The following is a 24,711-nucleotide window of genomic DNA, read 5'->3' on the forward strand; positions in this document are numbered from 1 at the left end:
GACAGGGTACGACGAGGAGGAGTCCTCGTCATAGCGCTGCTACTGGTCGCGGAAGCGAACGATCTTGACGAAGTCGTCCACGTCCAGCGCGGCGCCGCCGATCAGCGCGCCGTCGACGTCGGGCTGCGCCATGATCGCGGCGATGTTGCCGGACTTGACGGAGCCGCCGTACTGGATGCGGATCTTGTCGGCGACCTCACGGCCGTAGAGCTCGGCGAGGCGGCCGCGGATGGCACCGCAGACCTCCTGGGCGTCCTCCGGCGTGGCGACCTCGCCGGTGCCGATGGCCCATACGGGCTCGTAGGCGATGACGATGCTCTCGGCCTGCTCGGCCGGGACGTCCTTGAGGGCGCCGTCGACCTGCGCGAGGGTGTGCGCGACCTGGCCGCCGGCCTTGCGGACGTCCAGGCCCTCGCCGACGCACAGGATCGGGGTGAGCCCGTGCCGGTAGGCGGCCTTGACCTTGGCGTTGCAGATCTCGTCGCTCTCGCCGTGGTACTGGCGGCGCTCGGAGTGCCCGATCGCCACGTAGGTGCACTTGAGCTTGGCGAGCATGGCGCCGGAGATCTCGCCGGTGTACGCGCCGGAGTCGAACGCCGAGACGTCCTGGGCGCCGTACTTGATCTTGAGCTTGTCGCCGTCGACCAGCGTCTGCACCGAGCGGAGGTCGGTGAAGGGCGGCAGGACCGCGACCTCGGTGCCCTCGTAGTCCTTGTCGGCGAGCGCGAAGGCGAGCTTCTGGACGTGGGCGATGGCCTCAAGGTGGTTGAGGTTCATCTTCCAGTTGCCCGCCATCAGCGGGGTACGTGCACTCACGGTGGTTCAGTCCTCCAGTGCGGCGAGGCCGGGGAGCGTCTTGCCCTCGAGGTATTCGAGGCTGGCGCCGCCGCCGGTCGAGATGTGGCCGAAAGCATTCTCGTCGAAGCCCAGGATGCGCACGGCCGCGGCCGAGTCGCCGCCGCCCACGACGGTGAAGCCGTCGCAGTCCAGCAGGGCCTGGGCAACGGCCTTGGTGCCGTTGGCGTAGTCGGGGTGCTCGAAGACGCCCATCGGGCCGTTCCAGAAGACGGTGCCGGCGTCGGCGAGCTTCGAGGCGTAGAGCTCACGCGTCTTCGGGCCGATGTCCAGGCCCTCCTTGTCCGCCGGGATGGCGTCCGAGGCGACGAGCTCGGGGTTGGCCGCAGCCTTGGTCTTCAGGTCCGGGAAGTCGGCCGAGACCAGGACGTCGACGGGGAGGACGAACTCCACGCCGCGCTTCTCGGCGCGGGCCAGGTACTCCAGGCAGACCGGGATCTGGTCCTCCTGCAGCAGCGAGATGCCGACCTCGTGGCCCTTGGCCTTGAGGAAGGTGTACGACATGCCGCCGCCGATGAGGATGCGGTCGGCCTTCTCCAGCAGGTTGTCGATGACGCCCAGCTTGTCGGAGACCTTGGCGCCGCCGAGCACCACCACGTAGGGGCGCGCGACGTCCTCGGTGAGCTTCTTCAGGACGCCGACCTCGGTGGCGATCAGGTCGCCGGCAGCGTGCGGCAGGCGCGCCGGGAGGTCGAAGACCGAGGCGTGCTTGCGGTGCACGGCACCGAAGCCGTCGCCCACATAGAGGTCGGCCAGGGACGCGAGGGCGTCGGCGAAAGCGCCGCGCTCCGCGTCGTCCTTGCTGGTCTCGCCCGCGTTGAAGCGGAGGTTCTCCAGCAGCGTGACCTCGCCGTTCGCCAGTGCGGCGACGGTGGCCTTCGCGCTGTCGCCGACCGTGTCGGTGGCGAACGAGACCTGCTTGCCCAGGATCTCGCCGAGCCGCGCGGCGGCCGGGGCGAGGGAGAACTGGGGGTCCGGGGCGCCCTTGGGACGGCCCAGGTGGGAGGCGACGATCACCTTGGCGCCCGCGGCGGCGAGCTTGGCAATCGTCGGGGCGACGGCGCGGATGCGGCCGTCGTCCGTGATGGTGGTGCCGGCGAGCGGCACGTTGAGGTCGGCGCGGACGAAGATCCGCTTGCCCTCGACACCGTCCTGGATGAGTTCGTCGATCGTCTTCATGCGGTGACTCCGGTACGTCCGTAGGTGGGAGATCCCCGTCCAGCCGGATGGGGGCCCCTCCCAGCGGTAGCTGGGGGACAGTCATGAGACGGGGCCCGTACGACGCTTCATCGCGTCGTACGAGCCCCGTCCCCTACATCCCGATGCCTGTGATCGTACGACCAGCGGGCAGAGAGATCAGAGCTGGCCGCCGACGAAGACGGTCAGGTCCACCAGGCGGTTGGAGTAGCCCCACTCGTTGTCGTACCAGCCGACGACCTTGACCTGCTTGCCCTGGACCATCGTCAGCTGCGAGTCGAAGGTGCAGGAGGCCGGCCAGTTGACGATGTCCGAGGAGACGATCGGGTCCTCGGTGTACTCGAGGATGCCCTTGAGCTGACCCTCGGCGGCCTTCTGGAAGGCGGCGTTGATCTCTTCCTTGGTGGTCTCGCGGTCGAGCTCCAGGACGAGGTCGGTGACCGAGCCGGTCGGGACCGGGACGCGCATGGCGATGCCGTCCAGCTTGCCCTTGAGCTGCGGGAGGACCAGGGCGGTGGCCTTGGCGGCACCCGTCGAGGTCGGGATGATGTTCTCCGCGGCGGCGCGGGCGCGACGCAGGTCGGAGTGCGGGAAGTCCAGGATGCGCTGGTCGTTGGTGTACGCGTGGACCGTCGTCATCATGCCCTTGACGATGCCGAAGGTCTCGTCGAGAACCTTGGCCATCGGCGCCACGCAGTTGGTGGTGCAGGAGGCGTTGGAGATGACGTGGTGGTTGGCCGCGTCGTACTTGTCCTGGTTGACGCCCATCACGATGGTGATGTCCTCGTTCTTGGCCGGAGCCGAGATGAGGACCTTCTTCGCGCCGGCGGCGAGGTGCTTGGCGGCGTCCTCGCGCTTGGTGAAGATGCCGGTGGACTCGATGACGATGTCGGCGCCCAGCTCGCCCCAGGGCAGGTTCGCCGGGTCGCGCTCGGCCATCGTCTTGAAGGTCATGTCGCCGACAGTGATCGTGTCGTCGGTGTGGCTGACCTCGTGCTTGAGGCGACCGAGGATGCTGTCGTACTTCAGCAGGTGCACCAGGGTGGCGTTGTCGGTCAGGTCGTTGACACCGACTACCTGAATGTCCGCACCCTGCTCCAGGAGCGCGCGGAAGTAGTTACGACCGATACGGCCAAAGCCGTTGATGCCTACGCGGATCGTCACGAACCGATCTCCTCGTTGGTGTGCCGGGCTGTCCGCCGGCGGGCTGTATTGGGATGTCCCCGACCAACACCGACCCTACCTCTAAGAAGGTGGGGACGTGACATTGGCGTCACTGGGCCCTCAGAGCGGCTTCACCCCTTGACAGAGCGCAGGGCTGCACTAATGAGCGCGGACCGTTCGGCGGGGTCCGGGACGTGCTGGAGACCGAAGCCCAGGAGCACCGTGGCGGCGGTGGAGACGGCCGCCGCCCGGTGCGCGCCGGCCTGCGCCGCGCAAGTGCCGTCACGGAGCGTGACGCCGGGTGCGGTGCAGCGGCCGCCCGTTGCGCCGTTCGGGTTCCCCGCCGCCGGACCGGCCGCCGGACCGGCCGCCGCATAGTCGCCCGCGGCTGCGCTGCGGAACTGCGGGAAGCCGGCGGGCGGCAGTTCGTCGGAGACGGCGGTGTACGAGCCCGCGGCGTCCAGCTTGTCGCCGGGGGCGTCGCCGAGGCGGACGCTGACGCCGGCCAGCGCGCCGGTGCCGGTGAAGCGTGCCGGGGCGGTGTGCGACTGGCGGCTGCCCGCGCCCAGGTAGTACTGGCTGAAATCGTTCGTCTCGCCGGGGCCGACGACGCCGTAGCCGCCTGCCTGCCTGCCCGCGGCGACGAGCTTGCCGCCCTCGTTGACGAAGTCCCGCACGGCCAGCAGCGTGGCCCCGCCGGGCCGGTTGGCGCCGGAGTACCAGACGACGCTCTTGAAGTGGCCGAGCACGCCGAGGGCGTGCGGCGCGCCCTGGGTGGCCACGTCCCAGACGGCGGCGTCACGGGCGGAGGCGGCCAGGGCCTCGGTGTACGCGGCGGTGTGCCGGGCGGCGGCGGTCCCGCCCTCGTCGGCGATCACCAGGGTGTCGGCCTCGGGGCGGTGCGCCACGGTGTAGGTGAAGGGTTCGCTGGCGGTGTCCCTGCCGTCGTGGGTGCGGCCGGTGTACCAGACCCGGACGGAGGAGCCGGGCTCGGCGCCCTCGACGTAGGCGCGGTACTCGGCGAAGCGGATGCTGTCCTTGCCGCCGTAGCGGTCGCCGCCCTTCCAGGCCTCCAGCGGGGCGGTGTGCGTACGCCCGCCGTCGATGCGGTAGTTCAGGCGCAGCTCGCGCAGGCTCTTGCGGGCGGTGACGGAGACCTCCTGCTCGTCGCCGAGCGCGTAGGAGGTGGTGAAGGCGTCCGGGGTGAAGTCGGGGGCGGTGAGGCCCACGGCCGAGCGGGGCCGGTCGGCGCCCTCGCGGTTGACGGCGGTCTCGGCGACGGACAGCGCGAAGGGGATGTTCTTCTCGAACTCCTGCCGGATCAGCTTCTCGTCGTCGGGGAAGCTGAAGGACGACGGGCAGTCGTCCGGGTTCCAGCGGTCCTTCGGGTCGGCCTCGGACGCCGTCCGGCAGGTCGACATCTCAGGGGTGAACATCATCGTTCCGTTGACGTTCGCCGCGTGCCCGTCGGCCTCGCCGTTGGTCGTGTAGAGCTCGGAGGAGACCTGCGGGTGGTAGCCGGGGATGGCGGAGTTCTCCGGCGTGCCGGCCAGCGCCTTGTAGAGGACGTCGTCCGGGGTGGGGGTGGCCACCTGCCAGCCGACGCCGTAGAGCAGCAGTTCGGCGGCCGAGTGGTAGTTGACGGCGTAGCTGAAGCGGTGCGCCTTCTCGAAGGCGTCGAGCGCCTTCGTCTCCGGCTCGGAGCCGGGGGCCGGGCCGCGGTAGGTCTCGGAGCCCGGGCGGGGTGAGGAACCCTCGTTGTCGTAGCCCCACTTGAAGGGGAAGTTGCGGTTGAGGTCGACGCCGTCGCCCGGGGTGATCTTCCCGTCGCCGTTGTTGTCGCGCAGGTTCTTGCGCCACAGGCGGGTGTCCGGGCTCTGGAAGGTGTAGTCGTAGCCGTCGGGGTTGGCGGACAGGACGAACCACAGTTCGGCGCGGTCCACGACGTCGGTGACGCGGGCGTCCTTGCCGTAGGAGTCGAGGTAGTGGTGGAGCAGCCGCCGGGTCATCTCCGGCGTGATCCACTCCCGGGCGTGCTGGTTGGACATGTACAGCACGGCGGGCTTGCGGCCGTCGGGTGCGGTGCGGGCGTCCTTGCTGAGCTTCAGGGCGAGGATGTCCTGGCCGCGGACGGTCTTGCCGATGCTCACGACCTTGGTCAGGCCGGGGTGGGCCTTCGCCGTGTCCAGGAGCTCCTGCCGGAGGCCGTTCTTGCCGCTGTACGGGCGGAAGACGCCGTCGCCCGCGGCCTTGAGGCGCTCCTTGGTGCGCTGCGGGATCCGCTTCTCGGTGAGGCCGACTCCCCGGCCGCGCAGCTCGCGGGCCTGCTCGCCGGTCAGGTAGAGCTCGACCGAGGCGGCCTTGGCCCCGGACGGCCGCTCGGCCAGCTCGTGGCCGTCGACGCCGGCTGCGAGGAGCAGCGGCACCTGGGCGGCGGTGATCTCGGCGGTCCAGACGGCCGGTGCGCCGCCGTCGTCCCGCGCCGCCGTCGCGGCGCCGGGTTGTGCGTGGGCGAAGGGTGCCGCGGCCAGTCCGCCGAAGAGCAGCGAAGCCGCCGCGAGGACCGATCTCGTCCTGCGTCTCATGAGCCCCCCTTGCTGTTGTCTGCCACGTCCGTACACGGACGCCAGACTGGAGACCCTGCATGATCATGTCAACGATGCAGAAAGAGCCACTCCGGCGCCCTGCACGGCGCGGGGTGACTCGATGTGCCGGGGTGCGGGACGGCGCCGGCGGGCGGGGCCGTGCCGGGCGTCGGCGCGTGCGGGGCGTCAGCCCGCCATGCCCTCCGCCATCTCCTCCGAGAGGTCCGAAAGGTCGGAGAGGTTGGACTCCGTACCCGGGATGCCGAGGTCCTGGGCGCGCTTGTCGGCCATGGCGAGCAGGCGCCGGATCCGGCCGGCGACGGCGTCCTTGGTCAGCGGCGGGTCGGCCAGGGCGCCGAGCTCCTCCAGGGAGGCCTGCTTGTGCTCCATGCGCAGCCGGCCGGCGGCGGCGAGGTGCTCGGGCACCTCCTCGCCGAGGATCTCCAGGGCACGCTGCACGCGGGCGCCCGCGGCGACGGCGGCCCGGGCCGAGCGGCGCAGGTTGGCATCGTCGAAATTGGCGAGGCGGTTGGCCGTGGCCCGCACCTCGCGGCGCATCCGGCGCTCCTCCCAGGCCAGCACCGATTCGTGCGCACCCAGGCGGGTCAGCAGGGCACCGATCGCATCGCCGTCGCGCACGACCACGCGGTCGACGCCGCGCACCTCGCGCGCCTTGGCCGCGATCTGCAGCCGGCGGGCGGCGCCGACCAGCGCGAGCGCGGCCTCGGGCCCGGGGCAGGTCACCTCCAGGGAGGAGGAGCGGCCGGGCTCGGTGAGCGAGCCATGGGCGAGGAAGGCACCCCGCCAGGCGGCCTCCGCATCGCAGGTGGCACCGGAGACGACCTGCGGGGGCAGCCCGCGGATCGGCCGGCCGCGGCCGTCGACCAGGCCGGTCTGGCGCGCCAGCTGGTCACCGCCCGCCACCACCCGCACCACGTAGCGGCTGCCGCGGCGCAGCCCGCCGGGGGCCATCACCACCAGGTCGGAGGCGTGCCCGAAGATCTCCAGGATGTCCTTGCGCAGCCGCCGGGCGGCGATCCCGGTATCCAGCTCCGCCTCGATCACGATGCGCCCGCTGACCAGGTGCAGACCGCCCGCGAACCGCAGGATCGCCGAGACCTCCGCTTTCCGGCAGCAGGTGCGGGTGACGGGGAGCCGGGAGATTTCATCCTTCACCGCTGCCGTCATCGCCATGGGCCGATCCTTCCATGCATCCGAAAAATACGGTCGTACGCGGCGGCCAACAGCTCCGGGTCATGGGTCGGGGAGCCGTCGGGCGCGGCGACCGGCGCCAGCTCGACCGCGGCCCCGAGCCGCTTCGCGGCATCGGTGAGGCTCTCGCGGTCGGGCACGGCGGCCTCGTCGGCCAGCACCACGTCCAGGGCGAGTTTAGGGGCGTGTCGGGCCAAAACCTCCAAATGACGCTGCGGGGAGAAGCCATCGGTTTCACCCGGTTGTGGTGCGAGATTCAACGACAGCACCCGGCGGGCCTTGGTCTCCTGCAGTGCTTCCAGCAGCTCGGGGACGAGCAGGTGCGGGATGACGGAGGAGAACCAGGAGCCCGGGCCGAGCACCACCCAGTCCGCATCCAGGACGGCGGCGACGGCCTCGGGCACGGCGGGCGGATCCTCCGGCACGACGTGCACGGACTGCACCTCGCCCGGGGTCAGCGCCACCGTGGCCTGGCCGCGGACGGTGCTGAGGGCGTCGGGCTCGGCGGGGTCGTGCCCGCGGACGAGGGCCTGCAGCTCCAGCGGCACGGCGGACATGGGCAGCACCCGGCCGTGCGCGCCCAGCAGCTTGCCCACCAGGTCGAGGGCCTGGACGGGATCGCCGAGCTGCTCCCAGAGGGCGACGATCAGCAGATTGCCGACGGCGTGGTCGTGCAGATCGCCCTCGCTGGTGAAGCGGTGCTTGATCACCCGGGCCCAGGTCTGGCCCCAGTCGTCGTCGCCGCACAGGGCCGCGAGGGCCTTGCGCAGGTCGCCGGGGGGCAGCACGCCCAGCTCGTCGCGGAGGCGGCCGCTGGAGCCGCCGTCGTCGGCGACGGTCACGACGGCGGTGAGGTCGCCGGTGATCCGGCGCAGGGCGGTGAGCGAGGCGGACAGGCCGTGGCCGCCGCCGAGGGCGACGACCTTGGGCTGGGCGCCGCGCCTGGCACGGCCCTCGGGCCCCCGGGTGGCCCGGCCGGGGACGAGGCGGCGCACCCGGCGGAGCCGGGACGTGCGGCCGGTCACTCCCGCCCCATGTCCCGGTGGACGACGACGGTCTCCACACCCTCGGAGGCCAGGCGGTGGGCGAGCTTCTCGGACATGGCGACGGAGCGGTGCTTGCCGCCGGTGCAGCCGACCGCGATGGTCACGTAGCGCTTGCCCTCGCGGCGGTAGCCCGCGGCGATGAGCTGCAGGAGCTCGGTGTAGCGGTCGAGGAACTCCTTGGCGCCGGGCTGGTTGAAGACATAGCCCGAGACCTCCTCGTTGAGGCCCGTGAAGGGGCGCAGCTCCGGCACCCAGTGGGGGTTGGGCAGGAAGCGGCAGTCCACCACGAGGTCGGCGTCGACGGGCAGGCCGTACTTGTAGCCGAAGGACATGACGGTGGCCCGCAGCTCCGGCTCCTCCTCGCCGGCGAACTGGGCGTCCATCTTGGCGCGCAGCTCGTGGACGTTGAGGCTGGAGGTGTCGATCACCAGATCGGCGTCACCGCGCAGCTCGCGCAGCAGGTCGCGCTCGGCGGCGATGCCGTCGACGATGCGCCCGGAGCCCTGGAGGGGGTGCGGGCGGCGCACGGACTCGAAGCGGCGCACCAGGGCGTCGTCGGACGCCTCCAGGAAGATCACGCGCCGCTTGACCTTCTTGGCGGCCAGGTCGGCCAGGGACTCGCGGAGGTTGTCGAAGAAGCGCCGGCCGCGCACGTCCACGACCACGGCGATCCGGGCCACGTTGCCCTGGGAGCGGGCGCCGAGGTCCACCATGGTGGGGATCAGGGCGGGCGGCAGGTTGTCCACGACGAACCAGCCGAGGTCCTCCAGGCACTTGGCGGCGGTGCTGCGGCCCGCCCCAGACATGCCGGAGATGATCACCAGTTCGGGGATGGCCGCGCCCTCGCCGGTCGCATCCGCCGTCGTGCCCGTACTCACCTGTGCTCCGTCTCGATCGGTCCCGGTCATACTGCTACCCCCGTCTCACTGACGGCGCCGCGGGCGCGGCCCCGTCTTCCATACTGCGTGCCCCATCATTCCCCCGCCTCTTCCATGATCTCGCCCGTTGCCGTGTTCACGGCGGGGGCGGGCGGGGCGGCCGCCGCGAGCGCGGCGGCGATCGTCTCGGCGGTCTTGCGGCCGATGCCCGGCGTCTCGCAGATCTGCTCGACCGTGGCGGCGCGCAGCCGCTTGACCGAGCCGAAGTGCTTCAGGAGCGCCTTCTTACGGGTCTCGCCGAGGCCCGGGACCTCGTCGAGCGGCCCGGCCTTCAGCGTCTTCGTGCGCTTGCTGCGCTGGTAGGCGATGGCGAAGCGGTGGGCCTCGTCCCGCACGCGCTGCAGGAGGTAGAGGCCCTCGCTGGTGCGCGGCAGCACGACGGGGTCGTCCTCGCCGGGCAGCCAGACCTCCTCCAGCCGCTTGGCCAGGCCGCAGACGGCCACGTCCTCGACGCCGAGCTCGTCGAGCGCCCGGCGGGCGGCGGCCACCTGGGGCTGCCCGCCGTCGACGACGACCAGCTGCGGAGGATAGGCGAAGCGCTTGGGGCGGCCGTCCTCGGTGCGGGCGTCCGCCGCGCCGGGCTCCTCGGGGCGGCCGTTCTCCTCCTCCGTGGCCTCGACGGCGTTCTCCTCGGACCACTCCCCCGCCTTCTGCTGCTCCTGCAGATAGCGGCGGAAGCGCCGTCCGATCACCTCGTGCATCGACCGGACGTCGTCCTGGCCTTCGAAGGATTTGATCTGGAAGCGGCGGTACTCGCTCTTGCGGGCCAGGCCGTCCTCGAAGACGACCATCGACGCCACCACGTCCTGGCCCTGGAGGTGGGAGATGTCGAAGCACTCGATGCGCAGCGGCGCGGAATCCAGCTCCAGGGCCTCGGCGATCTCCTCCAGCGCCCGGGAGCGGGTGGTGAGGTCGGAGGCGCGCTTGGTCTTGTGCAGGACGAGGGCCTGCTGGGCATTGCGCTGGACCGTCGCCATCAGGTCCTTCTTGTCGCCGCGCTGGGGGATGCGCAGGTCGACCCGGGAGCCGCGGCGCTCGCCCAGCCACTGGGCGACGGGCTCGACCGGCTCCGGCAGGGCCGGGACCAGGACCTCCTTGGGCACGGCGTCGCCGCGCTCCTCCCCGTAGAGCTGCTGCAGGGCGTGCTCGACGAGACCGGCCGTATCGACGGCCTCCACCTTGTCGGTCACCCAGCCGCGCTGGCCGCGCACCCGGCCGCCGCGCACGTGGAAGATCTGCACCGCGGCCTCCAGCTCGTCCTCGGCGACGGCGATCAGGTCGGCGTCGGTGGCGTCGGCGAGGACGACGGCGTTCTTCTCCAGGGCCCGGCGGAGGGCCTCTATGTCATCGCGCAGGCGGCCGGCCTTCTCGTACTCCATCTCCTCGGCGGCCTCGTGCATCCGCTGCTCCAGGCGGCGCAGGTACGCACCGGTGCGGCCGGCCATGAAGTCGCAGAACTCCTCGGCCAGTTCGCGGTGCTCCTCGGCGCTGACGCGGCCGACGCAAGGGGCGGAGCACTTGCCGATGTACCCCAGCAGGCAGGGGCGGCCGATCTGGGCGGAGCGCTTGAACACCCCGGCGGAGCAGGTGCGCACGGGGAAGACGCGCAGCATCAGGTCGACCGTCTCGCGGATGGCCCAGGCGTGGGCGTACGGGCCGAAGTAGCGCACGCCCTTCTTCTTGGGGCCGCGCATGACCTGGACGCGCGGGAACTCCTCGCCCATGGTGACGGCGAGGGAGGGATAGCTCTTGTCATCGCGGTACTTGACGTTGAAACGGGGGTCGTACTCCTTGATCCAGGAGTACTCCAGCTGCAGCGCCTCGACCTCGGTGGAGACCACCGTCCACTCGACGGAGGCGGCCGTGGTCACCATCGTGCGGGTGCGCGGGTGCAGACCGGCGAGGTCCTGGAAGTACGAGGAGAGCCGCTGGCGCAGGCTCTTCGCCTTCCCTACGTAGATCACCCGGCCGTGCTCGTCACGGAATCTGTAGACCCCCGGCGAGTCGGGGATCTGTCCCGGCTTGGGTCGGTAGCTGCTGGGGTCGGCCATGTCACACACCCTACTTGCGGGCAGTGACAATCCGCGTCCGCCTGCGGAGGGACCGGCTCCGGCCCCGGCGGGGGGTGGCCGCCGGGGACGGAGCCGGGAACGGAGCCGGCCGGAGACCGGCTCCGGGGGCGGTCAGCGGCGCCGGAGCCGCCGGCGCGCCGCCACCGCACCCGCGCCGAGGAGCAGGGCCGCACTGCCGGCCGCCGCGGCGGAGGTGGTGCTCAGGGGGCCGGAGGCGTCCTGCGGCGCGGGGGCCGCCTGTTGCTCCGCAGCTTGCCCGGCGGCCTGGTCCGCGGCCCCGGTCTGCTCCGTTCCGTAGCCGCCCGCCTGGCCCTTCTTCGCGTACGCGGAGCCGGGCAGCTTGTCGCCGTACGCCTTGTGGACGCGGGCGCGGTAGCCGTCGAGCGTAGTGCCCTGCGCACCGACGGCGCGGACGGCGTCGGCGTCCAGCGGCAGGACCTTGTCGCCGCGCTGGACGTACCAGGCGTCGATCTGCGGCTCACGGAAGACGGTGCCCCCGCCGAGCTTCTGCGCCCCCTCGGCGGCGTAGCGCGTCTCGTCGTCACCGGTGGCGATGTTGACGACCTTCCAGTCGTCGCCGGTGCGCACCGTCCACACCGACGCCTTCTGCCCGTCGGACGAGACCGCCTTGCTGGCGAGGAAGTCGAGCGTGGCGACGGGGGCGCCGTCCTTGCCCGCCACGAACTCCGGGGAGAGCGTGTAGACGGGCACGGTCGCGCCCTCGATCCTCGGCTCCGCCTTCGCCGCGGCGACCGCACCGTCGCGGGCGAAGAAGCGGGACAGCGTCCCGAGGGTCGAGGAGGAGGCGGCCGCCTCGTGCGCGGCGGAGACTCCGGCGGCGGTGGGGGCCGCGGGAGGCGCCGGGGCGGCGGCGTGCGCGAGGGGGGCGAGGCCCAGGAGGGCGGTGGTCAACGCGCCGGCGGCCGCCGCACGGGCCGCGTTCCTCCGGACGTGCTGCTGCCGGTGCATACGGTCGTTCATCCGGTCGGTCATGACGTCACGCCCCGATCCGGTAGAGCGAGTGGGTCCAGGAGAAGTTGTTGTTGTTCACGTACCAGCTGTGGGACGCCCAGTTGTAGCGGTTGCTGGAGGGCCAGGGGTCGCCCCAGTACACGAACTGGTTCGCGTCGTCGTAGCCGTAGATGACGTGCATGTGGCCGCCGCCGGAGGACCACTGGATGCGCGTCTCGATGGGCCGGTCGGCGCTGACCTCGTTCTGGACGGTGGGGTAGCGCAGCCACCCGGTCACGTACGAACCGGGGTTGATGCCCGCCCACTGGAAGGCGGTCTGCACATTGCCCAGCGTGGCCTGGTTGTTGGGGCACTCCGAGCCCATCTGGCGGCGGAAGGCCGCGTTGCAGAACTGGTTCTGGGTGTAGTTGCGCCCGAACCAGGTGGCGATGGTGTTGCCGGAGGCGGCCCAGCACCAATTGCTCTTCTGCTGGGCCTGCATGGTGATGTCGAGCCTCTTCGAGGCCTGCAGGGACTGCTGGTTGCCGCCGGCCGTCGCCGCGGACGCCGTGGTGGGGACGGCGAGCAGCAAGGCGGCGGCCACGGCGGCTGCGGTGGACAGCCGTCTGCCGCGTATGCGGGCCCTTCCGGGCTTGTTCAGTTGTGCCGATGCACGGGACATGGACGTTCCTCCCGAGGCGGGGGGTGGTGATGGAGGCGCGTCCGGACGCTGGTCAGGAGCATCAGGGAGTTGTCAGTGAATGGTCAACCGGCTTCAATGCTCGGTGAGCCGGCGGTGTGAACGAGGCGTACCGGATGTGAACGCCCGTCGCCCGGCCATGAGGATCACAGCGGTCCGGCGGCCCCCGCCGCATTCACCGCCGGTGAATATTCACAGAGGCGCAGGGGTGGGAACGATGACACCGAGACGGGCGGCCGGCGACGCGACGGAGGCCGAACTGGCCCGCGCCCTGCGCACCGGGCCCTTCCACGTGGCCCTGCGGACCGCGCTGGGCGTACGGGGCCTGGCGCTGCACCGGGTGCAGCACCGGCTCGCGCAGCGCGGCGTGCACGTCGGCGTGACCAGCCTCAGCTACTGGCAGCAGGGCGCGCGCCGGCCGCAGCGACCGGAGTCTCTCAGGGCGGTGCGGGTGCTGGAGGACGTCCTGGAGCTGCCCGCCCACTCCCTGACCCGGCTCCTGGAGCCGGCCTCCCCGCTCACCGGCACCGAGCGGCCCGCCGCGCGCTCCTACCGTTCCCTGGTCGAGGAGTCCCGCGCCCTGGAACGGCTCATCGCCGACCTGGGCTCCCCCTCCGACGGCGGTCTGCACACCGTCTGCCACCTGGAGCGGGTCCGCATAGGGGCCGGGCGGGAGCTGCAGGGGCGCGACTCCCACCACGTCGTGCGCGCCCACCGCGACGGCGTGGACCGCTACCTCGCCATCCACCACGGGGACGAGGGCTGCGACCCCGGCCGGGTGACCGTGCGGGCGACCGAGAACTGCCGGGTCGGCCGGGTGCGGTGGCACACGGCGGCCGGCGTGCTCGTCGCCGAGCTGCTCTTCGACACCCGGCTGCGGGCCGGGGACACGTACGTCTTCGGCTACGGCTTCGAGGACGGCACCGCGGGGCCCAGCACCGAGTACGTGCGCGGCTTCAGCTTCGCCGGCGGGCAGTACGTGCTGCAGGTGCGCTTCGACGCCGCCGAGCTTCCCGCGCACTGCCTGCGCTTCACCCGCAGCTCCGCGGGCGCGCCCCGCGGCGGGCAGCAGGAGCTGACGCTCGCGGGGCGCCACCGCATGGTGCACCTGGTGGAGCAGACGGTGCGGCCGGGGATCGTGGGGATCGCCTGGGACTGGTCGTAAGGACGTCAGGGACGCCAGGGGCGTCAGAAGGACGTCGGAAGGACGTCGGAAGGACGTCAGGTGACCCGCCGGGCGGGCGTCACGCCTCGGGGCCCGCGATCAGCTTGCCGGCGGCCGCCCTGACCGGTACGGACGGCAGCGGGTCGGCGGCCGGGCCCTGGAGGACCTTGCCGGTGTTCGCGTCGAACTCGCTGCCGTGGCAGGGGCAGCGGACCTTGCCGTTCTCGACCTTGTCGGCCACGCAGCCCGCGTGCGTGCACACCGCGCTGAAGGCCTTGTACTCGCCCGGAGCGGTCTGCGTGACGATCAGCCGCTCCTCCCGGAAGAGCTTCGCCTGGCCGACGGGCACGCCGTCCGCCGCGCCGAGGTCCACCGGCGCCGTGGGCGTGGCGGACGCCTTGGGGCCCGTCTTGCCGTCGCAGGCGGCGGCGCCCAGCCCGGCGACGCCCGCGAGCGCGGCACCCCGGAGCACGGTGCGCCGCGACGCGCAAGGGGGCTCGGCGGGGCTGCTCTGCGGGCACGAGGGGGTGGTCATGGGGGGCTCCAGCGCTGGACTCACGGTGAACTGGGGAACTCGGGAACTGCCGACCGTCGACCTTACCCGGCGCCCCGGAGCGCCCCGGCGCCTGGCAGGCTGAACCCGCAGGAGCCACAGCCACAGCCACGTCCGGAGAGGAGCCGCTTCGTGATCGTCGTAGCCGGAGAAGCCCTGATCGACCTCGTACCGGCCGGCAAGGCGCAGGGCGGGGACCCCGCCGGCGACCTGCCGGCCCTGCTGCCGCGGCGCGGCGGCGGCCCGTACAACACCGCCGTCGCGCTGGGGAGGCTGGGGACGCCGGCCGCGTTCTGCTCACGGGTCTCCACGGACGGCTTCGGGGAGGCGCTGCTGGCCGGCCTGCGGGCCGCGGGAGTGGACACCTCGCTGGTGCAGCGGGGGCCCGAGCCGACGACGCTGGCGGTGGCCGACATCGGCGATGACGGCTCCGCAGGCTACGGCTTCTACGCGCAGGGCACCGCCGACCGGCTCTTCGAGCTGCCCGGACCGCTGCCGGGGGCGGCGCAGGCGCTGTGCCTGGGCACGTGCTCGCTGGTGCTGGAGCCGGGGGCGAGCGCCTACGAGGCGCTGCTGCGGCGCGAGGCGGAGCGGGGCGTCTTCACCCTCCTCGACCCGAACATCCGCCCGGGGCTGATTCCCGGCGCGGACGCCTACCGGGCCCGCTTCCGCTCCTGGCTGCCGTACGTGTCGGTGCTGAAGCTCTCCGCCGAGGACGCCCGCTGGCTGGGCGGCTCCCCGGAGGAGTGGCTGGCGGCGGGCCCGGCCGCGGTGGTGGTCACGCACGGCGGCGAGGGCCTCGCCGTCCATACGCGCTCGGGCGAGCGGATCGCCGTGCCCGCGCCGCGCGTGGAGGTCACCGACACCATCGGTGCGGGGGACACGGTGAACGCGGCGCTGCTGCACCGCCTCGCGGCGCTGCCGGGCGCGCTGGACGAGCCCGCCCGGCTCGACGGGCCCGCCTGGCGCGACACGCTGTCCTTCGCGGCCCGCGCGGCGGCCCTCACCTGCACGCGAGCAGGTGCCGAGCCGCCGTACGGCGCCGAGTTGCCGTCATGACCTCCGCCGGGGGCGGCGTGGTCACGCCTTCCGGGCGGCGGCCTTCTTGGCGGGCGCCTTCTTGGCCGCGGTCTTCTTCCGCGCCTTCGGTGCCGAGACCGCGGGCGCGTCGCTGACGCGGTCCCCCAGCAGCTCCCGCAGGAACTTGCCGGTGTGGCTGGAGGGCACCGAGGCGACGTCCTCGGGCGTGCCCTCGGCGATGACCAGGCCGCCGCCGTTGCCGCCCTCGGGGCCCATGTCCACGACCCAGTCGGCGGTCTTGATGACGTCGAGGTTGTGCTCGATGACGATGACGCTGTTGCCCTTGTCGACCAGGCCGGCCAGCACCGAGATCAGCTTGTTGATGTCCTCGAAGTGCAGACCCGTCGTGGGCTCGTCCAGGACGTAGACCGTGCGGCCCGTGGAGCGCTTCTGCAGCTCGCTGGCGAGCTTCACGCGCTGGGCCTCGCCGCCGGAGAGCGTCGGCGCGGACTGCCCGAGGCGGACGTAGCCGAGGCCGACCTCGTGGAGCGTGCGCAGATGGCGGGCGATGGTGGGCACGGCCTCGAAGAAGGAGAGCGCCTCCTCGATGGGCATGTCCAGCACCTCGGCGATGGACTTGCCCTTGTAGTGCACCTCCAGCGTCTCGCGGTTGTAGCGCGCGCCGTGGCAGACCTCGCACGGCACGTACACGTCCGGCAGGAAGTTCATCTCGATCTTGATGGTGCCGTCGCCGGAGCAGTTCTCGCAGCGGCCGCCCTTGACGTTGAAGGAGAAGCGGCCGGGCAGATAGCCGCGGACCTTGGCCTCCATCGTCTCCGCGAAGAGCTTGCGGACGTGGTCGAAGACGCCGGTGTACGTGGCGGGGTTGGAGCGGGGCGTGCGGCCGATGGGCGACTGGTCGACGTGGACGACCTTGTCGACCAGGTCGTCTCCGTCCACGCGCGTGTGGCGGCCGGGCACGGCCCGGGCGCCGTTCAGCTCGCGGGCGAGGTGCGTGTACAGGATGTCGTTGACCAGGGTCGACTTGCCGGAGCCGGAGACGCCGGTGACGGCCGTGAGCACGCCGAGCGGGAAGGAGACGTCGATGTCCTGCAGGTTGTTCTCCCGGGCGCCGCGGACGGTGATCCGGCGCTCGGGGTCGACGGGCCGGCGGGCGTCCGGTATGGCGATGGCCTTCTTGCCGGAGAGGTAGTGCCCGGTCATCGACTCCTTGTTGCGCAGGAGCTCCTTCAAGGGGCCGCTGTGCACGACCTTGCCGCCGTGCTCGCCGGCGCCGGGGCCGATGTCCACGACCCAGTCGGCGACCTTGATGGTGTCCTCGTCGTGCTCGACGACGATGAGGGTGTTGCCCATGTCGCGCAGGCGGACGAGGGTCTCGATGAGGCGGTGGTTGTCGCGCTGGTGGAGGCCGATGGAGGGCTCGTCCAGCACGTAGAGCACGCCGACGAGGCCGGAGCCGATCTGGGTGGCGAGGCGGATGCGCTGGGCCTCGCCGCCGGAGAGGGTGCCCGCGGCGCGGTTGAGCGAGAGATAGTCCAGGCCGACGTCGACGAGGAACTTCAGGCGCTCGTTGACCTCCTTGAGGACCCGCTCGGCGATCTTCTTCTCGCGGCCGGTGAGCGTCATGTCCCGCAGGAAATCGGCGCATTCGCTGATCGACATCGCGGAGACCTCCGCGATGGACCGGCCCTGGACGGTGACGGCGAGCACGATCGGCTTCAGGCGCGTGCCCTCACAGGTGGGGCAGTTCACCTCGCGCATGTAGCCCTCGAAGCGCTCGCGGCTGGCGTCGCTCTCGGCCTCGGAGTGGCGCCGCTTGACGAAGGGCACCGCGCCCTCGAACGCGGTGGTGTACGCGCGCTCGCGCCCGTAGCGGTTGCGGTAGCGCACCTCGATCTGCGTCTTGTGACCATTGAGCAGGGCCTTCTTGGCCCGCGCGGGGAGCCCGGCCCAGGGGATGTCCGTGCGGAAGCCGAGGGCGTCGGCGAGGGCGCCGACCAGGCGGCTGAAGTAGTCCTTGGTGTGGCCGTGCGACCAGGGGCTGATCGCGCCCTCGTCCAGGGACTTCTCCGGGTCCGGGACGATCAGCTCGGGGTCGACCTCCATGCGGGTGCCGATGCCGGTGCACTCCGGGCAGGCGCCGAAGGGCGAGTTGAAGGAGAACGAGCGGGGCTCCAGCTCCTCGAACGACAGGTCGTCGTAGGGGCAGTAGAGGTGCTCGGAGTACATCCGCTCGCGCTCGGGGTCGTCCTCGGCGAGGTCGACGAAGTCGAGGATGACCATGCCGCCGGACAGGCCCAGGGCGGTCTCGACCGAGTCGGTCAGCCGGCGCTTGGCGCTGTCCTTGACGGTGAGGCGGTCGATGACCACCTCGATGGTGTGCTTCTCCTGCTTCTTGAGCTTGGGCGGATCGGAGAGCTGGATCGTCTCGCCGTCCACCCGGGCCCGGCTGTAGCCCTTGGTCTGCAGGTCGGAGAAGAGGTCGACGAACTCGCCCTTGCGCTCGCGCACCAGCGGCGAGAGCACCTGGAAGCGGCTGCCCTCGGGGAGCTCCAGCACCTTGTCCACGATCGCCTGCGGCGACTGGCGGGTGATGGGGCGGCTGCACTCGGGGCAGTGCGGCTTGCCGATGCGGGCGAAGAGCAGGCGGAGGTAGTCGTAGACCTCGGTGATCGTGCCGACCGTCGAGCGCGGGTTGCGCGAGGTCGACTTCTGGTCGATGGAGACGGCCGGGGACAGGCCCTCGATGAAGTCCACATCGGGCTTGTCCATCTGCCCGAGGAACTGCCGGGCGTAGGAGGAGAGCGACTCGACGTAGCGGCGCTGCCCCTCGGCGAAGATCGTGTCGAACGCGAGGGACGACTTGCCCGAGCCGGAGAGCCCCGTGAAGACGATGAGGGAGTCGCGGGGGAGGTCGAGCGAGACGTTCTTGAGGTTGTGCTCGCGAGCGCCACGGACGATGAGACGGTCAGCCACGCCGGTCGGCACCTTTCTTGAGAACGAAGAAGGGGGTTCTTGAGAGTGGTGGTTCTTGAGAGCGATGAGCGCGCACCCCCGACCCAGGGTATGGGGGCCGCCGCGCGGATGTCGGATCCGATGCCTCATCGAGCCTATAGCACGCACATTCGATTTACGGCCGGAGCCGGACACCTTCACCCGGACGAGTGGCGGCGCTATCGTCGGCCGCATGATCGACCACGTGCGCGACCTGGACTCTGTACACGAAGCGACCGAGCGGTTCCTGAGCGCGGTCGGCGCCCTCGACGACGCCGCCGTCGCCGTCCCCTCCCGGCTCCCCGGGTGGACCCGCGGCCATGTGATGGCGCACGTCGCGCGCAACGCGGACGCCCTCGTCAACGTTCTGGCCGGCCGCCCGATGTACGTGACCGCCGAGGCCCGCGACGAGGACATCGAGAAGGGCGCGGGGCGCTCTTTGCAGGAGCACCTCGCGGACCTGCGCGACAGTGCCGGGCGCCTGCGGGCCCAGGCGGCCGTCCCCGCCGACTGGAGCCGCACGATCGTCATGCGCAACGGCGTGACCGACCAGGCCGCCCGCGTCCCCTTCCGCCGCTGGATCGAGCTCGAACTGCACCTCGTCGACCTGGGCGTCGGCTACGAGCTGCAGGACCTGCCGGAGGAGTTCACCGGCCGGGAGATCGCATTCCTCACCGAGCGCTGGTCGAGCCGCCCCGGGATCCCGGCCGTCACGGTCGTCGCCGACGACGGCAGGCGCTGGCGGACGGGCGGCACCGCGGAGGGCGCCCCGGTCACCGTCACCGGCCGCCCGGCGGACCTCCTGGGCTGGCTCGCGGGCCGCGGCGGCAAGGGCGCGGCGCTCGACACCGCCGGGGCACCGCTCCCGGCCCTCCCCCCGCTGTGAACGGGCTCAAGGAATAGGCTGGCTTCATGACGTACAGCGGAGCGGTGAAGGTCGGCGGACCGGCGGACGTACACGAGCTGACCGACCTGATGATCTCGAAAGTCGCGGTCGGCCCGATGGACAACAACGCCTATCTGCTGCGCTGCCGCGCGACGGACGAGCAGCTGCTGATCGACGCCGCCGCGGAGCCGCACACCCTGCTCTCCCTGATCGGGGACAGCGGCATCGCCTCCGTGGTCACCACGCACCGGCACGGCGACCACTGGCAGGCCCTTGCCGAGGTGGTCGACGCCACCGACGCCACCACGTACGCGGGCCGTGAAGACGCCGAGGGCATCCCCGTACCGACCGCCGTGCCTGTGAACGACGGCGACGTCATCCGCGTCGGCCGCGTGGAGCTGACCGCACGGCATCTGGTGGGCCACACCCCGGGCAGCATCGCGCTCGTCTACGACGACCCGCACGGACACCCGCACGTGTTCACCGGCGACTGCCTCTTCCCGGGCGGTGTCGGCAACACCCACAGCGACCCGGAGGCCTTCGCCAGCCTCCTGCACGACGTGGAGACGAAGCTCTTCGGGGAGCTCCCTGACGAGACGTGGGTCTATCCGGGCCACGGCGCGGACACCACGCTGGGCGCCGAGCGCCCCCACCTCGCCGAATGGCGCGAACGCGGCTGGTGACGCCCCCCTGCAGCGGGCTTCCCCGGACGGGCAGTGAGCCTCCGGGCGGGCAGTGAGAAAGCATGCCGCGAGAGGGCATGCAGTGAGGCCGTCCATCCAAATCACTCCGGATGCGGCGGCCTCATTCCTTAAGGTACTCCCCCTCGCACCGGATGGCCATACCTACGCAAATCCGGACGAAAAATTTTCTGCGCGCCTCACGGCTCCACGCGCCCCCCGCCGCACCCCCGCGCGCCCGTTGCTTCCCTGCCGGCTGGATGTTGGGCAGTACATGCAACCGCATCGCACCCCGTCCATGCTGCGTATGGCCCTCGCCTCCATGTCCGGCACGGCCATCGAGTTCTACGACTTCTACGTCTACGGCACCGCAGCGGCCCTCGTCTTCGGGCCGCTGTACTTCCCCACCGTCTCCCCGCTGCTCGGCACCTTGGCCGCCTTCGGCACCTTCGGCATCGGTTTCCTCGCCCGCCCGCTGGGCGCGGTGGTTTTCGGCCACCTCGGCGACCGGCGCGGCCGGCGGCCCGTCCTCATGGTCTCCCTGCTGCTGACGGGCACGGCCACGGTCGCCGTGGGGCTCGTGCCCACGTACGACAGCATCGGCCTCGCCGCACCGCTGCTCCTGCTCGTCCTGCGGTTCGCGCAGGGCCTGGGGCTCGGCGGCGAGTGGGGCGGGGCAGTGCTGCTGACCACGGAACACGCCCCCGAGGACCGCCGCGCCCTGTGGGCCAGCTTCCCGCAGCTCGGCCCGACGGTGGGGTTCCTGCTGGCCAACGGCCTCACCCTCACGCTGTCCGCCGGGCTCGACGAGGCCGACTACCTCGCCTGGGGGTGGCGGGTGCCGTTCTGGGCCGCAGGCCTCCTGGCGGCGGCCGGCCTGGTACTGCGCTCCCAGGTCTCGGAGACACCTCAGTTCCAGGCACTGGAGGCCACGGAGACCCGGGCCGCCCTGCCCTTCGCCGAGCTCGTCCGCGGCCACTGGCGGCCCGTCCTGCTCGCCGCGGGCGGGCTCTCCGTCGTCTTCGCCACCCACTACGCGATCACCACCTGGTCCCTGGCCTACGCCACCGAACGGCTGGAGGTCGGCCGCACCGCCATGCTCGTCTGCATCATGGCGTCGGCGGTCGTATCCGGCTGCCTCACTCCGTTCTTCGCCGTGCTGGGCGACCGCTACGGGCGACGCCCCCTGTGCCTGACCGGCTGCGCGCTGCTCGCGCTGTGGACGGTCCCGCTGGTGGCCCTGCTGCACACCGGGCGGCCGGGGTGGATCCTGCTGGCCTTCGCCGGGGCGGCGGTGCCCTTCGCGGCCGTGGCAGCCGTCGTCGCGGCCTACCTCCCGGAGCTGTTCGAGGCGCGGGTGCGCTGCACGGGGGCGGCGGTCGGCTACAACCTCGCCGGGGTGCTGGGCGGGGCGCTCACCCCCCTCGTGGCGACGACCGTGGCGCGCGGATCCGGGCCGCCCTGGGGCGTCGCCGCCTACCTCTCGGCCCTCGCCGTGCTCAGCCTGGCCTGTTTCGCACGGCTGCCGGAGACCAGGCCGGCCGCCCGGCCCGGCACCGCGACGGAGGCCGCCCCCGCCTGAGCGGGGACGGCCTCCGGTGGCACGCGAACGGCAGGGGCGGGGCCGCCGTCAGACGCGGACCTCGTCCTTGCCCTCCGGGGAGCCCTCGGCCTCCGCAGGGGCCCTGCCGCCCTCCGGGGCGGCCTCCTGCACCTGCTTCCGGGATGCCCGGAGGCTGGTGACCGTGGTGACGGCCAGCACCGCGCAGATGACGCCGAGGGAGACCGGGATGCTGATCTCGGGGACGCCCACGCCGTTCTCGTGGAGGGCGTGCAGGACGAGCTTGACGCCGATGAAGCCCAGGATGACCGACAGGCCGTACGAGAGGTGGACCAGCTTCTTGAGCAGGCCGCCGATCAGGAAGTACAGCTGGCGCAGGCCCATGAGGGCGAAGGCGTTGGCCGTGAAGACGATGTACGGGTCCTGGGTCAGGCCGAAGATCGCGGGTATCGAGTCCAGGGCGAAGAGGACGTCGGTGGTGCCGATCGCCAGCATGACGATCAGCATCGGCGTCATCAGGCGCTTGCCGTTCTCCACGATGAAGAGCTTGGTGCCGTGGTAGCGGTCCGTGGAGGGGAAGCGCTTCTCGACCATCTTGAGGAAGCGGTTCTCCTCGAACTCCTCCTCCTCTTCACCGGCACGCGCCTCCTGGATGAGCTTCCAGGCCGTCCAGACGAGGAAGGCGCCGAAGAGGTAGAAGACCCAGGAGAAGTTGGCGATGATCGCCGCGCCCGCGCCGATGAACACGGCCCGCAGGACGAGGGCGATGAGCACGCCGACCATCAGGACGCGCTGCTGGTACACCGACGGGACCGCGAACTTCGCCATGATCAGGACGAAGACGAAGAGGTTGTCGACGCTGAGCGACTTCTCGGTGATGAAGCCCGCGAAGAACTCGCCGGCCGGCTGGCCGCCGCCGAAGAGCAGCAGGCCGAGGCCGAAGAGGCCGGCGAGGGCGACCCAGACCGCCGTCCACACTCCGGCTTCCTTGAGGGAGACCTCGTGCGGCTTGCGGCCTCCGATGAAGAAGTCGGCGGCGACGAGGGCGCACAGACCGAGAATGGTCAGCACCCACAGGGTCAGGGAGACGTCCACTGTTCCTCCGGTACGTCGTACGGGCGTACGGCAGTCCTCAGAACGGTACAGGAAGACCCAAGGAACAGTAAAGAAAGACCAAAAACCCCAGCTCAGCGCCCTTTGCTTTCCCCTTTACCGGCTTACGGGCCGGATACCGGCCAGATGTCGGCTAGATGCCGTACGCCTGCCGCGCCTGACCCACCCGCCGGAGCACCTGCCCCAGCACATCGCTGCCGACCGGCACCAGCGAGGGCTCGTACGTCCAGGTATGCCCGACCCACGGATCGGCCAGGTGGTCGTCGGGGACCGGCGTGATCCGCAGCAGGGCGCGCCAGAGCGGATCGAGCACCGGCCCGTACCCCCGGGCGTCCTCCCGGTCGGCGACCATCATCAGGTGCACTCCCACGGACGGTCCCTCGTCCGCGATGTACCGCAGCTGGTTGACCGCGCGGTCGTCGAAGCCGTGCGGGAAATCGTTGACGATCAGCAGCTGCTCCGCGGTGTCCACGTCCGGCGGGAGGGAGTCGGAGGCACCGCTGCGCACGGCCATCTGCACCAGGTCGACCCTGCGCGTCAGCCGGTCCAGCAGCGCGGAGACCCCCTGCGCCCCGGCCGCCGGAGGCTCCTTCAGCGCGCCGGACTGCAGCAGCGGCGCGAGCGCCCCGCCGGCCGCGCCCGCCGGGTCGATCACGTGCACCGTGTAGTCGCCGACGGGGTGCACGGCCAGCAGCCGCGCGGCGTGGGCGACCGCCGTCTCCATGGCGAGCCTGCGCAGCTCGGAGGAGTCCACGATCGCCGCCTGCAGGCCGGAGGGGCGGCCGCTGTCGATCCACAGCCCGCGCTCCAGGGGCAGCCGCACCAGCATGGGGATGCGCAGGTCCGTGCGCTCCGGCAGGTGCAGCTCGCCCAGGCGCAGCGCCATCGGGGTCTCCAGCGGCACCTGGTAGCCCTGCCAGACCGGGCTGTCCCAGCGGGCGAAGGCCGGCGGCAGCGCGTGCTCGACGACCTCGGCCTCGGCGACCAGCTGCGCGAGGTCGCGGTCGAGGACCGCCCGGGCCTGCTCCACGAGGCTCGCCTGCCGGGCGCGGGCCTCGGCCCGGGCGGCGTCGGCGGCGGGGCCCACGCGGGTGGCCGGGTCGGAGAGCACCTTGTCGAGCTCCTGCTCCAGGCGCGACTCCGCGAAGTCGACGGCGCTGCGGTAGGCGGCCGTCGAGCGGGCCAGGTCCTCGAACATGCCCCACACCTGGTTGTAGAGCCGCTCGTTCATGGTCCAGCCGTTGGCATCGCCCGCGACGGGACGGGGCGGCTGCCCCGGCTCGGCCGGCGGGGCAGCCGGGGCGGGGGCCGGGGGCGTCGCGGTGGCCCGGCGGGGGTGGTGGTAGTTAACGGGGCCGCCGCCGGCCGCGGGGGCCTGCGGCGCGGGGGCCTGCGGCGCGGGGTCCGCAACCGGGCGCGGAGGCGGCGGTGCGACCGCGCGGGCCATGCCCCGGGTGACGGCCTCGTTGATGGCCGCGGCCGTCTCGAAGGCCTGCTCCAGCCCCTGGTCCTGCAGCATCGCGGCGAGACCGCCCGCGTACCCCTGGCCCACGGCACGCACCTTCCACGCGCCCTGCCTGCGGTACAACTCCAGGGCGACGACGGCGGACTCCACGCCGAGGTCCGTGATCGTGAAGGTGGCGATCTCCGCCCCGTCGAGCTCGGTGACGGCGACGAACGGCGCGGCCAGCACGCCGAAGGACGTGGGCCCGCCCGCTCCGGCGGGCAGCGCGAGCAGCACATGGACCCGGTGCACGTCCTCGGGGAGGGCCTCCAGGTCGACGGCCAGGCGGTGGTCGGCCGCGGCCTGCCGGGAGACCTCCAGGCCGGGGAGGCGGTGAGAGGCGGGGTGCGCGACGCGGTCGGCACCGGCCACCTTGCCGTCCTCGCCGCCGAGCGTGGCTCCCGCGACGACGGGGCCTCCCGCCGAGACCCGGATCTCCAGGCGGGTACCGGACAGCGGGTGGTTCTGCCCCCGCACCAGCTCGGCCGTCATTG

Annotated in this window: 18 protein-coding genes and 1 pseudogene; 5 read left to right on the forward strand and 14 right to left on the reverse strand. The window is 72.0% G+C overall.

The genetic code is table 11. The features are described from left to right. Positions 1-39 precede the first annotated feature (39 nt). From tpiA to IE241_RS22590, 10 genes and pseudogenes are all read right to left on the reverse strand, one after another. Positions 40-816, reverse strand: coding sequence for a triose-phosphate isomerase (tpiA, locus tag IE241_RS34295; RefSeq protein WP_229899659.1), 777 nt, complete (start codon positions 814-816; stop codon positions 40-42). A gap of 6 nt (positions 817-822) precedes the next feature. Continuing rightward, the gene (locus IE241_RS34300) at positions 823-2,034 is read right to left on the reverse strand and encodes a phosphoglycerate kinase (RefSeq protein WP_229899662.1); all 1,212 of its coding nucleotides are present in this window, start codon (positions 2,032-2,034) and stop codon (positions 823-825) included. A 177-nt stretch (positions 2,035-2,211) separates the two neighbouring features. Continuing rightward, positions 2,212-3,216 (reverse strand): type I glyceraldehyde-3-phosphate dehydrogenase, encoded by a 1,005-nt coding sequence (gene gap, locus IE241_RS22555; RefSeq protein ID WP_190023621.1) that lies wholly within the window; start codon positions 3,214-3,216, stop codon positions 2,212-2,214. 338 nt (positions 3,217-3,554) lie between these two features. Then, positions 3,555-5,801 (reverse strand): annotated as a pseudogene (locus IE241_RS22560) (M14 family metallopeptidase); the annotation flags it as partial. A 186-nt stretch (positions 5,802-5,987) separates the two neighbouring features. Beyond that, positions 5,988-6,995 carry a DNA-binding protein WhiA gene (whiA, locus tag IE241_RS22565; protein WP_030366605.1) on the reverse strand — a complete coding sequence of 336 codons (1,008 nt, stop codon included), beginning with the start codon at positions 6,993-6,995 and terminating at the stop codon, positions 5,988-5,990. After that, positions 6,986-8,038 (reverse strand): gluconeogenesis factor YvcK family protein, encoded by a 1,053-nt coding sequence (locus tag IE241_RS22570; RefSeq protein WP_190023623.1) that lies wholly within the window; start codon positions 8,036-8,038, stop codon positions 6,986-6,988. Before IE241_RS22570 ends, whiA begins: the two co-directional genes overlap by 10 nt. Continuing rightward, positions 8,035-8,967: an RNase adapter RapZ gene (gene rapZ, locus IE241_RS22575; RefSeq protein WP_190023624.1), complete on the reverse strand. Its 933-nt coding sequence runs from the start codon at positions 8,965-8,967 to the stop codon at positions 8,035-8,037. Before rapZ ends, IE241_RS22570 begins: the two co-directional genes overlap by 4 nt. A gap of 65 nt (positions 8,968-9,032) precedes the next feature. Next, positions 9,033-11,048: an excinuclease ABC subunit UvrC gene (gene uvrC / locus IE241_RS22580; protein WP_190023625.1), complete on the reverse strand. Its 2,016-nt coding sequence runs from the start codon at positions 11,046-11,048 to the stop codon at positions 9,033-9,035. A 132-nt stretch (positions 11,049-11,180) separates the two neighbouring features. Then, positions 11,181-12,062, reverse strand: coding sequence for a hypothetical protein (locus IE241_RS22585; protein WP_229899664.1), 882 nt, complete (start codon positions 12,060-12,062; stop codon positions 11,181-11,183). Between the two features lie 4 nt (positions 12,063-12,066). Next, positions 12,067-12,702: a papain-like cysteine protease family protein gene (locus IE241_RS22590; RefSeq protein ID WP_190023626.1), complete on the reverse strand. Its 636-nt coding sequence runs from the start codon at positions 12,700-12,702 to the stop codon at positions 12,067-12,069. Between the two features lie 235 nt (positions 12,703-12,937). Between IE241_RS22590 and IE241_RS22595 the strand changes: the two genes are divergently transcribed. Continuing rightward, positions 12,938-13,885, forward strand: coding sequence for a hypothetical protein (locus IE241_RS22595; protein ID WP_190023627.1), 948 nt, complete (start codon positions 12,938-12,940; stop codon positions 13,883-13,885). Positions 13,886-13,964: 79 nt separating this feature from the next. On the opposite strand, the gene IE241_RS22600 is transcribed toward IE241_RS22595, so the two are convergent. Continuing rightward, a complete protein-coding gene (locus IE241_RS22600) occupies positions 13,965-14,420 on the reverse strand; it encodes a QcrA and Rieske domain-containing protein (RefSeq protein ID WP_190023628.1) in 456 nt (151 codons plus the stop codon). Between the two features lie 150 nt (positions 14,421-14,570). Here IE241_RS22600 and IE241_RS22605 point away from each other — a divergent pair, with 150 nt between their 5' ends. After that, positions 14,571-15,497, forward strand: coding sequence for a carbohydrate kinase family protein (locus tag IE241_RS22605; RefSeq protein ID WP_190023629.1), 927 nt, complete (start codon positions 14,571-14,573; stop codon positions 15,495-15,497). 21 nt (positions 15,498-15,518) lie between these two features. On the opposite strand, the gene uvrA is transcribed toward IE241_RS22605, so the two are convergent. Further along, positions 15,519-18,455, reverse strand: coding sequence for an excinuclease ABC subunit UvrA (gene uvrA / locus IE241_RS22610; RefSeq protein WP_229899666.1), 2,937 nt, complete (start codon positions 18,453-18,455; stop codon positions 15,519-15,521). A 211-nt stretch (positions 18,456-18,666) separates the two neighbouring features. Here uvrA and IE241_RS22615 point away from each other — a divergent pair, with 211 nt between their 5' ends. The 3 genes from IE241_RS22615 to IE241_RS22625 all read left to right on the forward strand — a co-directional run bounded on the left by IE241_RS22615 (position 18,667) and on the right by IE241_RS22625 (position 21,621). Continuing rightward, positions 18,667-19,359 carry a maleylpyruvate isomerase family mycothiol-dependent enzyme gene (locus tag IE241_RS22615; RefSeq protein ID WP_190023631.1) on the forward strand — a complete coding sequence of 231 codons (693 nt, stop codon included), beginning with the start codon at positions 18,667-18,669 and terminating at the stop codon, positions 19,357-19,359. Positions 19,360-19,385: 26 nt separating this feature from the next. Next, entirely contained in the window at positions 19,386-20,042 is a 657-nt protein-coding gene (locus IE241_RS22620; RefSeq protein WP_190023632.1) for an MBL fold metallo-hydrolase, read from the forward strand. Positions 20,043-20,337: 295 nt separating this feature from the next. Continuing rightward, positions 20,338-21,621 (forward strand): MFS transporter, encoded by a 1,284-nt coding sequence (locus IE241_RS22625; protein ID WP_190023633.1) that lies wholly within the window; start codon positions 20,338-20,340, stop codon positions 21,619-21,621. A 48-nt stretch (positions 21,622-21,669) separates the two neighbouring features. On the opposite strand, the gene IE241_RS22630 is transcribed toward IE241_RS22625, so the two are convergent. After that, the gene (locus tag IE241_RS22630; RefSeq protein WP_229899668.1) at positions 21,670-22,695 is read right to left on the reverse strand and encodes a TerC family protein; all 1,026 of its coding nucleotides are present in this window, start codon (positions 22,693-22,695) and stop codon (positions 21,670-21,672) included. A 151-nt stretch (positions 22,696-22,846) separates the two neighbouring features. After that, positions 22,847-24,709: a TerD family protein gene (locus IE241_RS22635; protein WP_190023634.1), complete on the reverse strand. Its 1,863-nt coding sequence runs from the start codon at positions 24,707-24,709 to the stop codon at positions 22,847-22,849. Between the last annotated feature and the right edge of the window lie 2 nt (positions 24,710-24,711).

The sequence above is a fragment of the Streptomyces hiroshimensis genome (genome assembly GCF_014650335.1).
GTDB lineage: Bacteria > Actinomycetota > Actinomycetes > Streptomycetales > Streptomycetaceae > Streptomyces > Streptomyces hiroshimensis.

What these genes read in the sequence shown, in the direction of transcription:
- IE241_RS34300 (WP_229899662.1), bottom strand. Translation starts at nt 2,034, where the DNA reads ATGAAGACGATCGACGAACTCATCCAGGACGGTGTCGAGGGCAAGCGG.
- whiA (WP_030366605.1), bottom strand. Translation starts at nt 6,995, where the DNA reads ATGGCGATGACGGCAGCGGTGAAGGATGAAATCTCCCGGCTCCCCGTC.
- rapZ (WP_190023624.1), bottom strand. Translation starts at nt 8,967, where the DNA reads ATGACCGGGACCGATCGAGACGGAGCACAGGTGAGTACGGGCACGACG.
- uvrC (WP_190023625.1), bottom strand. Translation starts at nt 11,048, where the DNA reads ATGGCCGACCCCAGCAGCTACCGACCCAAGCCGGGACAGATCCCCGAC.
- IE241_RS22585 (WP_229899664.1), bottom strand. Translation starts at nt 12,062, where the DNA reads ATGACCGACCGGATGAACGACCGTATGCACCGGCAGCAGCACGTCCGG.
- IE241_RS22590 (WP_190023626.1), bottom strand. Translation starts at nt 12,702, where the DNA reads ATGTCCCGTGCATCGGCACAACTGAACAAGCCCGGAAGGGCCCGCATA.
- IE241_RS22595 (WP_190023627.1), top strand. Translation starts at nt 12,938, where the DNA reads ATGACACCGAGACGGGCGGCCGGCGACGCGACGGAGGCCGAACTGGCC.
- IE241_RS22600 (WP_190023628.1), bottom strand. Translation starts at nt 14,420, where the DNA reads ATGACCACCCCCTCGTGCCCGCAGAGCAGCCCCGCCGAGCCCCCTTGC.
- IE241_RS22615 (WP_190023631.1), top strand. Translation starts at nt 18,667, where the DNA reads ATGATCGACCACGTGCGCGACCTGGACTCTGTACACGAAGCGACCGAG.
- IE241_RS22620 (WP_190023632.1), top strand. Translation starts at nt 19,386, where the DNA reads ATGACGTACAGCGGAGCGGTGAAGGTCGGCGGACCGGCGGACGTACAC.
- IE241_RS22625 (WP_190023633.1), top strand. Translation starts at nt 20,338, where the DNA reads ATGCTGCGTATGGCCCTCGCCTCCATGTCCGGCACGGCCATCGAGTTC.
- IE241_RS22635 (WP_190023634.1), bottom strand. Translation starts at nt 24,709, where the DNA reads ATGACGGCCGAGCTGGTGCGGGGGCAGAACCACCCGCTGTCCGGTACC.